General features: G+C 35.0%; 9 protein-coding genes and 1 pseudogene. 3 read left to right on the forward strand and 7 right to left on the reverse strand.

Annotated elements, in window-relative coordinates; translation table 11 throughout:
• Positions 1-8: 8 nt before the first annotated feature.
• The 3 genes from MVE64_RS09080 to MVE64_RS09090 all read right to left on the reverse strand — a co-directional run bounded on the left by MVE64_RS09080 (position 9) and on the right by MVE64_RS09090 (position 3258).
• Positions 9-1484, reverse strand: coding sequence for a PAS domain S-box protein (locus tag MVE64_RS09080; RefSeq protein WP_247345716.1), 1476 nt, complete (start codon positions 1482-1484; stop codon positions 9-11).
• Positions 1485-1693: 209 nt separating this feature from the next.
• Positions 1694-1849, reverse strand: a complete 156-nt coding sequence (locus tag MVE64_RS09085) for a hypothetical protein (RefSeq protein WP_247345719.1) — start codon at positions 1847-1849, stop codon at positions 1694-1696.
• 179 nt (positions 1850-2028) lie between these two features.
• On the reverse strand, positions 2029-3258 hold the full coding sequence (locus MVE64_RS09090) for a S1C family serine protease (protein ID WP_247345722.1): 1230 nt from the start codon (positions 3256-3258) through the stop codon (positions 2029-2031).
• Positions 3259-3564: 306 nt separating this feature from the next.
• On the opposite strand from MVE64_RS09090, the gene MVE64_RS09095 reads away from it, so the two are divergent.
• On the forward strand, positions 3565-4239 hold the full coding sequence (locus MVE64_RS09095) for a response regulator transcription factor (RefSeq protein WP_247345725.1): 675 nt from the start codon (positions 3565-3567) through the stop codon (positions 4237-4239).
• Positions 4236-5561 (forward strand): sensor histidine kinase, encoded by a 1326-nt coding sequence (locus tag MVE64_RS09100; protein ID WP_247345728.1) that lies wholly within the window; start codon positions 4236-4238, stop codon positions 5559-5561. The genes MVE64_RS09095 and MVE64_RS09100 overlap by 4 nt, the downstream gene beginning before the upstream one ends.
• Before the next feature lie 47 nt (positions 5562-5608).
• Here MVE64_RS09100 and fumC read toward each other — a convergent pair whose 3' ends face one another.
• Positions 5609-6994: a class II fumarate hydratase gene (fumC, locus tag MVE64_RS09105; RefSeq protein ID WP_247345731.1), complete on the reverse strand. Its 1386-nt coding sequence runs from the start codon at positions 6992-6994 to the stop codon at positions 5609-5611.
• A 470-nt stretch (positions 6995-7464) separates the two neighbouring features.
• On the opposite strand from fumC, the pseudogene xylE reads away from it, so the two are divergent.
• A pseudogene (xylE, locus tag MVE64_RS09110) lies at positions 7465-8869 on the forward strand (D-xylose transporter XylE).
• 40 nt (positions 8870-8909) lie between these two features.
• Here the strand turns inward: xylE and MVE64_RS09115 are convergent.
• The 3 genes from MVE64_RS09115 to MVE64_RS09125 form a co-directional block, all read right to left on the reverse strand.
• Entirely contained in the window at positions 8910-10238 is a 1329-nt protein-coding gene (locus tag MVE64_RS09115) for an FAD-dependent oxidoreductase (protein WP_247345734.1), read from the reverse strand.
• A 192-nt stretch (positions 10239-10430) separates the two neighbouring features.
• The gene (locus MVE64_RS09120; RefSeq protein WP_247345737.1) at positions 10431-12326 is read right to left on the reverse strand and encodes an endonuclease MutS2; all 1896 of its coding nucleotides are present in this window, start codon (positions 12324-12326) and stop codon (positions 10431-10433) included.
• A 427-nt stretch (positions 12327-12753) separates the two neighbouring features.
• Positions 12754-13536, reverse strand: coding sequence for a GNAT family N-acetyltransferase (locus MVE64_RS09125; RefSeq protein ID WP_247345740.1), 783 nt, complete (start codon positions 13534-13536; stop codon positions 12754-12756).
• Positions 13537-13688: the final 152 nt, after the last annotated feature.

Consider the following 13688-nt stretch of genomic DNA (forward strand, 5'->3'; position numbering starts at 1 on the left):
TCCCTTTACTAACTAGATAATGACGAAGATAACGGGAGAGTGATTGAAATGGTCGTCCCATTTGAATCACTGTTAATTTGTACTTCACCATCATGCTGCTTCACAATTTCAAAGCTTACCATTACACCTAGTCCAGTACCGTTTTCCTTTGTCGTAAAAAATGGCTCACCTATTTTCTTAAGAATATCCTCAGGAATTCCTGGGCCCTGGTCAATAATCCTAATGATAACGGATTGATCTCCAACTTTTTCACTTTTAACTAAGATCATTCCACCATCGGTATAACTCATTGCTTCAATGGCATTTTTAATAAAGTTAATAAACACTTGTTTTAATTTGTTTTCATCACATAAAACCTCTAATGAATCTTTTGAGAAAGACGTTTGAATATGTACATCATGGAGAATTGCCTGCGATTTTGTTAGCGCAACCACATGCTGCAATATACCTTTTATATCTTTTTTGCAGTATTTATCAAGTTGTGGTTTTGCTAAAGCTAGTAATTCGCTTAGAATGATCTCAATTCTATTAATTTCAGCTGAAATTACTGAGAAAAACTCTTGCTTATAGCTCTTCCCACTCTCCATTAACTGCAAAAAACCTTTTATAGCAGTTATTGGATTACGTATTTCATGTGCGATCCCTGCTGCTAATTGACCTGCAACAGAAAGCTTTTCAGAGTTAATCATCACTTCGTGTGCTAATTTTCTCTCAGTTATATCTCTAATAATTAAATTAACGGCTCTGTTTCCTTGAAAGATAGTCGGAATGGCTTTAATCTCAACATCAATTTCTTTACCTGTTAACTGTAGAAACTTCTCTTCATAAAGATCTGATGCAACACCATTTTCTTCTGCTTCTTTCAAGCATTTAATAAGGTGGCTTTCATCTATATTTGGAATAAAATCCTGAACATTCTTATTGATAACATCTTCTTTCTTTTCTCCTCCTAATAAGAATGATGCTTCATTATTCGCATAAACAAATCGGCCATTTTGGGTAATAATGACTCCATCAGGGGAATGTTCAATAAGACTTCTGTGCAGACGTTCACTTTCCTGCAGTTTTAATTTTTGATCATTAAATTTTGTAATATCCTTTGCAATACCATAAACGCCAATCACTTCGTTATTAACAATAATCGGTGAATTTGTTACTTCTAAGTCTTTCTGCGCTTGATCCTTTGTATAAATCCTGCATTCATAATGCTGAAGCTCACCGTTCAGTGTATTGTGAAATACTTCGTCAATATAATCAAAACTATTACTTACAAGGAGATTCTTGTAGCTTAAATTATATAACTCTTCTTTCGAGTATCCCGTTAGTTCTTCACATACGTTATTCACTCTAATATAATTTCCTTCTAAGTCCATTGCATAGTAAGCTTCCTGCTTTAATTTCGCAAACTGTTGATCAAAAAAGCTACTTTTCTTAATGAATTCTTCCAGTTTCTCTCTCTTTCCTTTATTCATTGTGCTGCTCATGATGTTCCCCTTCCGTCTCTATCTTCTAATTTATGTATGGATAAATGCGGGTGCTTATTTTATGTATTATTTGATTACTACTTGTCTATTTTAATTTTACACCATAAATTTTTCAAACTGTTCAATTTTTTAGAAAAGGTGGAAATAAATCAATTAAAAAAGGTTGAAGTTCCAACACATTCTGATGGTCTTCAACCTGATTTGAGAAGTTATGAAGGATCTACCTCATCATATGATAAAGTAACAACCTTTGTAGAATCTCCTTGATTAATTTCTTCCTCTGTTGCATTTTGGTTTAACTCAGGATCATCATCCATGCCTGGGGCAATCTGTTCATTATCAATTGGTTCATTTTCCTTTTTCATGTTAATCACTCCTTCCAATGATTAACCTTCCCCTTTTAGAAATGAGTTTATTCGGGCAATGAATATAAATAAAAAGCCGACACTCCGCAAAAGATCCGAGGGGGTTAGATCACTGCGAAAGTGTCAGCTGGTAAAGCATCTATATAAAGAGTTACAGCCATTCCTATTACTAAATTACTTTATGCATTTGTTGCATCTTTGTTTGTGAGCTTAATAGTAACGGTCATTTTTTCTCCTGCTCGGTAAAGAGTTACTTTTACTTCTTCACCAATTTCCGTTTCTGAATAGAGAAACTTTCTTAAATCACTAGAACTTGTGATTTTTTGATCGTTCATTGAGATAATCACATCTTGTTGCTTAAGACCTGCTTCATCTGCCGGTGATGCTGGTGAAACATTCCCCACAATAACGCCTTCTGTCACTTCTTCAGGTAGACTCATGTTTTGTTGTAAATAATATTGAGGAACCTCACTCATCTCAACTAATCCTACACCAAGGAAAGGACGTTGGATTTTCCCATTAGACAATAGCTCTTCAGCAATAGGAACAACATCGTTACTCGGAATGGCAAAGCCTAGCCCTTCTACACCGCTATCACTAATTTTCAAACTATTAATTCCGATAACCTGTCCACTCATGTTTATTAATGGACCTCCACTGTTACCTGGATTAATTGCTGCATCTGTTTGAAGAACATCAAGTGCCCAATTACCTTCAGATGTTGTTACATCAATTGTTCGATCAATACCGCTTATGATTCCTTGTGTTACGGTTCTGGAGAATTCTTCTCCTAATGGATTTCCTATTGCGATCACATCTTCACCTGTACGTAGTTGTGATGAATCCCCTAACTCTGCCACAACTTCGACATGCTCTGCATCAATTTTGAGTACAGCTATGTCAGTTAATGCATCTGTTCCAACTAGCTCTGCTGGAACTTTCTCTCCATTATAAAGAGTTACTTCAATTGATTGTGCTCCTTCAATAACGTGGTTATTTGTTAAAATATATCCTGCATCACCTTCTTTTTTAAAGATGAATCCTGAACCTGTTCCAGCTTCAACACTTTCTGATGAGCTGTTAAAGAAATCTCTGCTTGTTTGTGTTTGCATATTCGTAATCCCAACAATTGCTGGCGTTAAGCTATCAACGATATCAGCAATAGAGCTAGAATTTGTAGATAGTTCTTGTGTTGAGACATTAGGAGCAGAATCATTATTTTGAGTAACAGCTTCAACTGCAGCAGTATTTTGTTCTACTGTCGGTTGTTGCTCCTGTTTATAAGTCGTCACACCTAATACTAATGCTCCACCAACAATTCCACTTAGAAGTGAAGATACAATTGGTTTGATACTTTTTCTTGTTTTTTTCTGTTCGCGTGTAATTTCTGTTTGATCATAATATCCCATATTTTTTCCTCCTATAACAATCAATCGTTATCTTTTATAATAAATCAGTAAAATGTTTTAGATGCCTTGAGAACTTACAAACCCACCTATAATGAGTAAAACAAAAAGAAGGGAAACACCCGTAAAAATTAAAGCTCTCATTTCATTATCTCCTTTTATCACGTCCACCTAATGTGTTCGCTTTTTTGCTTAACCTAACTATATGACAAGAGTTTGGGATAATAATGAGAGAATTGTGGGAAATTGTGAAATTTATCAAGAATTGAAATAGAACGTTGTATAATAGCGATGAAAGGAAGTGACACGATGAGTTACAACGTATACTTAGTCGAGGATGAACAGAACTTAAATGAATTGTTAACCATGTATCTCATAAATGAAAAATGGTCTGTTACCTCTTGCCTCACTGGGTCCCAAGCAAGAGAGCTAATAGACAAGCCGCCTCATTTATGGATCCTGGATATTATGCTTCCTGATATTGACGGATATCAATTAATTCGTGAAATAAAAGCAGCAACACCTAACGTTCCTGTTATTTTTATCTCTGCTAGAGATGCTGATATTGATCGTGTTTTAGGGTTGGAGCTTGGTAGTGATGATTATATTTCAAAACCTTTTTTACCAAGAGAACTTGTCATTCGAGCACAAAAACTATTATCAAGAACATATATAGAAGAATCAACTGAATCTAGTAAAGTTATTACTCTTACTCCCTATCAAATAGACGAGCAAGTAAGAATTGTTTACTTAAATAATGAAGAAGTTACCTTAACATCAAAGGAATTTGATCTGCTTCAATTGTTTATACACAATCAAGGTCAGGCTTTTTCTAGAGAGCAAATACTAACTAATATTTGGGGAGAAGATTATTTCGGAACAGATCGAGTTGTTGATGATTTAGTCCGAAGACTAAGAAAGAAAATGCCGGAACTGAAACTAGAAACAATCTATGGATTTGGCTACAGGATGTTAAAAGGATGAAAAATAAACCGTTAGCCTTTCAAATTTGGGTAGTATTTTCAGGCATTCTTTTGGTTATTTCATTATTATTAGTGATTTTTTTCCCCACCACTTTACGAAGCTTTTTCACAAAAGAAATTTATAAAACGATTGAAAATGAACAGCTTGTTTTAATGGAATATGGTAATCCTGGAAACAGTCTGCAAAATGACAAACAAAAAGACCGTACTGTTTCCCATTTGTTTTTACCTATCCAAAGTCGATACTATTTATATAGTGAAGAGCTTCCAACTGATTTTATTCGTCAAACACAGGATTTAGCTGCACAGCAAACAGCATCTAGTGAACGATATGAAAAGAATTTACGAAATCAAACACTTTTTTATGTGATTCATAAGCTAACAATCAACGGTGAGCCTAGTTACTTATTATCCTACTCATGGGATTCTTATCGGAATGATCTTGTGTTCACCCTATTTCGACAACTTATGATTGTCATGGCCGTTGTCTTTTTATTTAGCTGGATACCGTCGATTTGGCTAGCAAGGTATTTATCAAAACCACTTGTTAAGCTTGAAAAGCATGTAAAAGACATTTCTGAGCAAGCCTGGCACGAACCGGTTGAAGTAGACCGAAACGATGAAATTGGAAAACTCGGGCACATGATTGAAAAAATGCGTCAGCATCTTGTAAGGAAAGACGAAGCTCAGCAAACGCTGCTGCAAAATATATCACATGATTTAAAAACACCTGTTATGGTTATCCGTGGGTATGCGAGATCTGTAAATGACGGGATTTTCCCAAAAGGTGATCTTTCCAGTACAATGGATGTTATTGAAGATGAATCAGAAAAGCTTGAAAAAAAAATAAAAGATTTACTTTACTTAACGAAGCTTGATTTTTTATCCACAAGAAAGCCGAAAAAAACTTCGTTTCGCCTCGATCAACTCATACACGAGGAAGTGGAACGAATTAAATGGGCTAAACCCGAACTTACTTGGAATTTAAATGTTGAAGACGCAACTATTTTGGGGGATTCAGAGCAGTGGGAAAAGCTGCTTGAAAACCTGCTTGAAAATTCCTTACGATATGCTGAGACAGCCATTTCAATTTCAATGTCAAAATCAGAACAACATCTTACTTTGAACTTATGGAATGATGGACCTCCAATTGACAAAGAGATAATGGGACAGCTATTTGAACCTTTTCAAAAAGGACAAAAAGGGGAATTTGGAATTGGATTGAGCATTGTTAAGCGGATTGCAGATTTGCATGAATCTAAGGTGTGGGCAGCAAACGAGCGAAATGGAGCAGCTTTCTATCTAGAAATTCCTATACGTTAGTCGTTGTAAAAAGGAGATCTAACTCAAAGGTTAGATCTCCTTTTGGATTATTTAGGGTATGTCATTTCTTCTGGCTTCACATATTGATCAAATTGATCTTCAGTTAATAGTTCCAATCGTAAAGAAGCTTCTTTTAGTGTTAATCCTTCTTTATGAGCTAGCTTAGCAATTTTTGCTGCATTTTCATAGCCAATATGAGGGTTTAATGCGGTAACAAGCATTAATGAATCTTTCACATACTTTTCAATAACCGGGATGTTGGCTTCAATCCCAACAGCACAATGATCATGGAACGAAACAATTGCATCTGAAAGGAGTTGTACTGATTGTAAAAAGTTATAAATGATAACCGGCTTAAATACATTCAACTCAAAATTCCCCTGACTTGCTGCAAACCCGATGGCAGCGTCATTTCCCATTACTTGAACAGCGACCATCGTTAGCGCTTCACTTTGAGTTGGGTTTACTTTTCCCGGCATGATAGAGCTTCCTGGTTCATTTTCTGGTATTGTAATTTCGCCAATTCCACATCTTGGTCCACTAGCTAACCAACGAACATCGTTTGCAATCTTCATTAAGTTAGCAGCCAATGCCTTTAATGCTCCATGAGCATATACCGTTTCATCATGGCTTGTTAAGGCATGAAATTTATTAATTGAAGATTGAAATCTCTCATTTGTAAACTCACTAATTTCTTTTGCCACACGATCACCGAACTCAGGGTGGGCATTAATACCAGTACCAACAGCTGTACCACCTATAGCTAAATTTTTCATATAGGATGTTGCTTGCTGAATCATTTCCTTCGTTTGCAAAAGCATATGTGTCCAACCACTGATTTCCTGCCCCAACGTTAAAGGTGTCGCATCTTGCAAATGAGTACGTCCAATTTTCACAATGTCCTCAAATTTCTTTTCTTTTTCAACTAACGTAGCATGCAGCTTATCAATTGCAGGCAAGAGCTTACTATCCACTGCTAAAACTCCTGCTATATGCATAGCAGTGGGAAATGTGTCATTTGAACTTTGACTCATGTTTACATCATCATTTGGATGAATAACTTCGTTTATTCCTTTTTCCTTCAAAAATTCATTTCCTCTTCTGGCTACAACTTCGTTTACATTCATATTACTTTGTGTGCCACTACCCGTTTGCCATACAACAAGTGGAAAATGATCATTTAATTTTCCTTCTATGATTTCATCACAAGCCTTAATAATTGCCTCTGCCTTTTCTTTATGTAATTTTCCAAGTGAATCGTTTACAATTGCAGCACTTCTTTTTAAAATGGCAAATCCAGTAATAACCTCGTTCGGCATCTTTTCTCCACCAATTTTAAAGTTTTGCTTGCTGCGTTGAGTTTGTGCTCCCCAATACTTTTCAGCTGGTACTTGAATCTCTCCCATTGTGTCTTTCTCTACACGATAATCCAACTAACACACCTCCGAAAAAAATTCACTTCACTTTTCTATTTTATGGGTTTTTTGGTGATTTTAAAAGTAATGACACTTCTTGTTAGTTTCATATTGCAAGCAAAGAATTTAATGTTATTTTATATTCATTAAATTTTAAATAAATTTTTTCTTTAAATCTTAGTTTATTCATTAGACAAACTAAGAAGTAGTTGGTATAATGAAAACAGTTAATGATCATTTACTTACTTAACATGATTGTGAAAGCGATAACAGCTAATCATATTTAAACAGGAGGGATAAGCAAATATGAGGGATTGGGGGCAAAATAATAACTCAATCTACTAATCTAGCTATTGATAAAAGCTTAAACATTGTTGTAAAACTTTAATACATAATTTCATTCCTATAAGAAAGGAGAATAGAGGAATATATAGTAAAGCTAATCAACTATACTATTTTAATAAAGCGTTATCATTCCTCTTAAACTTATGATGAAAAAGCAAAACTCAATTTATATTATTGCCATTACTCTTGTAGCTACACTCGGTGGATTACTTTTCGGTTATGATACTGCTGTTATATCTGAAATTTTGAAAAGTCTCTAGAAGCCTATTTTATTGAAAGTCTCGGACTTGATACGTTTGTACATGGGATAACAACATCTAGTGCACTGATTGGATGTATTATTGGTGGACTTATTTCTGGATATTTCGCTTCTAACTTCGGTCGAAAGAAATCATTATTAATCGCAGCAGCTTTGTTTATCGTTTCGGCATTGAACCAGCTTACCCTGAATTTTTATTTTTCACAAAAGGTGAACCTTCTATAGCTTTATTAATTACTTTTAACATCTATCGTATTATTGGAGGTATTGGTGTTGGCCTTGCTTCCGCAATATGTCCAATGTATATTGGTGAAATCGCTCCAGCAAATATTCGTGGTCGGTTAGTTTCTTTTAATCAATTTGCGATTATTTTTGGGATGCTAGTTGTATACTTTGTTAACTGGGGTATCGCTAAAGGTCAATCATTAGCATGGATTAACGATCTTGGCTGGAGATACATGTTTGCATCAGAGGCAATTCCAGCTTTACTATTTGCCGTATTTTTACTATTTGTTCCAGAAACACCTCGTTACTTAGCTATGAAAAAACAAGATAGTAAAGCATTACAAATTTTAGAGAAAATTAACGGATCATCTGAAGCAAAATCAATTTTATCTGAAATTAAGCAAACGGTTACGATTCCTAAGGATAAGCTATTTTCATATGGAAAACTAGTCATTGTTATTGGTATTTTATTATCGATATTTCAACAATTTGTTGGAATCAATGTTGCTTTATATTATGCTCCTCGTATTTTTGAAAGTATGGGTGCCGCTAAAGATGCTTCCATGCTACAAACCATTGTAATGGGACTTATTAATGTGGTTTTCACGGTTATAGCAATTTTAACGGTTGATAAGTGGGGACGAAAGCCACTATTAATTATAGGTTCAATCGGAATGGCATTTGGAATGATTGGTGTTTCCACGATGGCATTTACAGGTATAATTGGTATAAGCACACTCATTTTCATTATTATCTATACTGCTTCATTCATGATGTCCTGGGGACCTATTTGCTGGGTATTAATCTCTGAAATATTCCCTAACAAAATCCGTGGGCAAGCAGTTGCTATTGCAGTTGCTGCGCAATGGGCTGCCAATTACTTTATCTCATCTACATATCCAATGATGATGGAATATAGTGGTGGGTTAACATATGGTTTTTACGGCTTAATGAGTATACTTTCAGCGATTTTTGTTTGGAAGTTTGTTCCTGAAACCAAAGGTAGAACATTAGAAGATATGGAAAATATCTGGATAACAAAACAAGATAAATATAGTGCATAAAAAACAGGCGTTGGTGAAGACCAACGCCTATTTTTATGCTTCATATCGCTTGTAAACCAGCTTGATTTAAGAAATTCCAAGGTTTATTATAATGTGGTTGGAAGAAGAAATCGACGAAGCCTAACTCATCCATCGTCATGTTATTTTGAATACAAACAGATAATGTATTTATTGACTGTGTCACATCGACTTTAGACATGACCTGCGCACCGACTATTCGTTTCGTGTCTTCCTCATACACGACTTTCAACATAATGTCTTCAAATGTAGGCATAAACTCTGGGCGATCATGCTCTAAGATTGTGATACTTTTCACATTCAATCCCATACGAAGTGCTGAAGCTTCAGTTAATCCTGTTGTTGCAATGTTTTGATCATAGATTTTTATACCTGAAGTTCCTTGTGTTCCCATGTATCTAATCGTTGGTTTCACTAAGTTTTTTGCTACTAATGTTCCCATACGAACTGCATTTGTCGCAAGTGGAATATAGGCATAATCACCTGTTGGATTGTAACGAATGGCACAGCTGTCTCCGGCAGCAAACACATCTTTATGACTCGTTCTCATATACTCATCAACTTTTATTGCCCCATTAGTAAGCATATCGACTTGTCCCTTTACTAATCCGGTATTCGGCTGGAATCCGATACATAAGATAACTAAGTCAGCATCATAATGACCTCTTGTTGTTTCAACAGCAGACACTTTTCCTTCTTTTCCTGTGAATCGTGTAACTGTTTCTCCTAACGCTAAATGGATATCTCGATCCTGAAAATCTTTTTCTACTATATTTGTAAATGGTTCATCTAAATATTTGCTTAAAATTCTTTCTTCTCCATCAATAAGTGTTACATTCTTACCACTCATTTCAAAAGCTTCAACCAACTCGATCCCAATATATCCTGCACCTACTACAACAATGTTTTGTGCATCTTTTGCTTTTTCAATAATTGTGTTGGCATGGTGGAAGTTCTTACATAAAAGGACATTCTCCATGTTAATTCCTTCTATTTTCGGTATGACTGGCCAAGAGCCTGTTGTCATGACAAGTTTGTCAAATGTATCTTCAACTTTTTTATTCACTGTCAGATCACGAGCTTCAATTGTTTTCTTTTCAATGTTAATATCTAATACTTCATGCTTCATTTTCATCTTTACGCCGTGCTTTTCTAATTCTTCAGGAGAGCAATAAAATAAACCATTAGGATCTTTCACCACTCCGCTAACATGTAAAGCAATCCCACAAGATAAAAAAGAAATATTATCGTTTTTTTCATAAACTGTAATTTCTGCCTCCGGGTAAAGCTTAATCATATTTGAAACAGCAGCAGTGCCTGCGTGTGTACATCCAATAACAGCAATTTTCATTTAGTATTCCTCCTAAATTATATTGTGAAGTTCTTCACATAAATTTGTGAAATATTTCACATTCACTTGATGTCTTTATTATATTTTACTTTTTTCAAAAAGACAATACCTTTTTGTGAAGTTTTTCACAAACTTATTTAAAAAGGTGCAGCCTCCTGTTTTTGTGAGGTTGCACCTTTTATACTTTTCAATTTATTCTTGATCAATATCAATTGTTACCCCTTCAACAAACTTACGATCCATTAATTTTTTCTTCTTTCTTATATCTTTGGCGTCAAAAACCTGGTCCATGTCATATTCATTCGGATACAGTTCTTCCGCTTGGATAAAAGGCTTTACTCGCTTGTGATTTAGCGTCATTTTTTCTCCTTTTACAATTAGCTTCATTTCTCCAATAGCATTGGCTGTCATTTCAACAATTCCCTTTGTATGAAGGTGAGGAATCCAGACTGCATCCCCTATTTGGTAGTTTCTTGTATGCTTTTCACTTCTTACTTTTTCTATTTTACGTTCAAATTTTTTCCTATTCTTTGTTTTAGGAACAATCGCTACTTCTTCTGTTGATCGGGAGTTGGAAATCTCTTTTGCTCGGTTGATAATATTGGCGGGCATACCAAGCTTCTGCGCAATCGAGAATGCCTGACTATCCCCTCCTTTACCTACAATCAGTTTATAAAGAGGTTGAAGAGTATGAATATCAAAATCCATTGATCCATTTTGAAAGCCTTCTGCTTTTTCAGCATAATCTTTTATTTCACTGTAATGGGTTGTAGCAATTAGCATAGCGCCTGAGTTATAGATTTCTTCTAGTATAGAAATGGCTAATCCCATTCCTTCACGTGGATCTGTTCCTGAGCCAATCTCATCTAAAATAACAAGAGTATCTTCACGTGATTGTCTCAAAATATCAATCACATTTTGAATATGTGATGAAAACGTGCTTAATGAATGCTCGATGCTTTGATGATCACCAATATCAACAAAGATGTTTTTTACAATGCTAAACGTACTGAAAGAGTCAGCCGGTACATGAAGACCTGATTGAACCATCATTGATAACAAGCCAACCGTTTTTATTGTGACTGTTTTACCTCCTGTGTTAGGACCTGTGATGACAAGTGCCATATATTCTTGGCCTAATGATAAGGTTAAAGGAACAGCATTCAATCCTAATAAAGGATGTCTGGCATTGAATATCTGGAAGCCTTCATACTGCTTTATTTGGACTTCATTTCCTTTCATCGATTGACTTAACTTTGCTTTAGCAAATATAAAGTCATAAGATACCATTCCCTCTATGTTAATTAGGAGTTCTTGTTTGTATGAGGCAGTAAGATCTGTTAAGTGGCCCAAAATCTTTTGAACCTCCACCTCTTCTTCTACTTTTAAATAGCCAAGCTCATCTTGAAGCTTATTTAAATCATGCGGCTCCATAAAAACGGTTTGCCCACTTGAAGATTGATCTACTATAGCTCCTGAAAACTTCCGCTTGTATTCATTTTTCACCGGGACAACATACCGTCCATTCCTTACGCTTACAACTTGTTCCTGAAGATAGCTTGAAAAAGATTTCATGATTTGCGTTAGTTTTGTTTTAATCTTTTCTTCAATTGTGATGATCTTGCCTCTGATCTTGGTTAATGACCGGCTGGCATAGTCATCTACTTGATTGTTTCTTATACAACGTGAAATTTCATCAACCAGATCAGACAGTTCATACAAAGAATAGGCATAAGAACTTATTGTGGGTGCATGGTATTCCTGCTTTATCATAAATCTTTTGATTTTCTTCACACTGTCTAAAAAAGCTCCTAAAAATTCAAATTGCTCTGGAGTTGGCATATATCCTTTATCAGCTAGTGTGAGGATTTGTTCAACACCATGGAGGGAATGAACAGGGATACTCGATGATTTTTCAATAATAGTGCAAGCTTCGGATGTTTCGTTTAACCATCTTTTTATTTTCCCTTCATCGGTAATCGGCGTTAGTTCTCTAGATCTTATCTTGGCTTTTTCACTCATAGCAAATTCACTTAGTAGTTCTAAGACTTTGTTAAATTCTAAAACTTCAAAAGTTTTGTTGTTCAATGGTTTGAACCTCCGTTATATTTATTTTTTGAATTAAAATAAAAAAAGAGGTGATGAACAATGGTTGTTCATCACCTCTTAAAACCTCTGCATGGGCCTAGGAGTCTACACTTAAGAACAAATGACTTAATGTCATTTGTTTTTTTGTAAACATAAAAATCCGTACTTAAACAAGCACGGATTTATCCACGAGCACTATGCTAAGAGATCGTAAATTGTGTACATACCGTTTTTGTTCTTAACTGTCCACATGGATATACTTAAATAAACCTTTCAATTCGAAAAGTTTTTAAAAGCATTTACATGTAGATGAAGTATTTACTTCGATTAGTTAAGAACAGAAACCCTCACAAAACACATCTCCTAAAATTTAATTACTTATAAAATATCAGAATTCAAAGTGAATTGTCAATATAAGGTTATGTAATTAAAGCCCTTTCCGAATTTCTTCCACGCTTTTTCCACCTAGAAAGGCATGACCAACTTTTATATTCATGATTGTCTCAAAACCTGATTTTTGATAAACTTTCTCTACTTGTTCGTTTATTGGGAAAACCCAAAAACGTTCTACATTTTTCTTTTTTACTTCTTCTTGAATATAATGGATAAGCTGCCCTATTAAACCTTTTCCACGATATTCTTTCAATGTTGCCACACTCTCTAGCCTTGCATTTTGTTCATGAAAAAATACACAAGCGGTTGAACAAGGAACTCCATCATATTTTAATAGATAATGTGTATAACACTCTTGTGCAAATTCCTCTTTAAAGGCTTTTTCTCGGATGCTTCCACCTAACTCTGGGATTTGGCACTCGATCTCAATAGCAGCTTGCATATTTTTTGTTGTTACCTTCTCAATCGTCACTTTTGGATCAACAGCAATCTCAACATTTCTCTGCCATAATTGAACGGGACTCTCAAATTCCTCAAATCTAAAACCTTTATCTTTTAATGAGGTTAAAAATGCTTCCTGCTTTTCATAATGTGTTAAATAAAATCTTGGAATAATGTTCTTGCGCTGATAAAAATCAATGACTTCATTTATGATCTCTTCTGTATTCCCTTCATATGATGAAAGATTTGCGTGATTCGCATCATAATAGGTTGGTTGATTTTCATTATAAAAAAGATAGCCCCAGCTTTTTTCAATCTTCGTTGAAAAAGAGGATAGATAAGCTATATCCAGTTGATGAATATAAGTTTCAATCATTATATTTTCCCCACGTTTCATTTAAATTAAGGTGCTGCTATCCTCATCATATAGCTTTTAATAGAAACATTCTACTGATTTATTGTATCACATCACTCATAACTCCTTATTAAAACTGGTATAATTTAAAGCGTTATCAAAGGAGGAATCTT

The organism is Metabacillus endolithicus, from assembly GCF_023078335.1.
In the GTDB taxonomy this organism is placed as follows: Bacteria; Bacillota; Bacilli; order Bacillales; family Bacillaceae; genus Metabacillus; species Metabacillus endolithicus.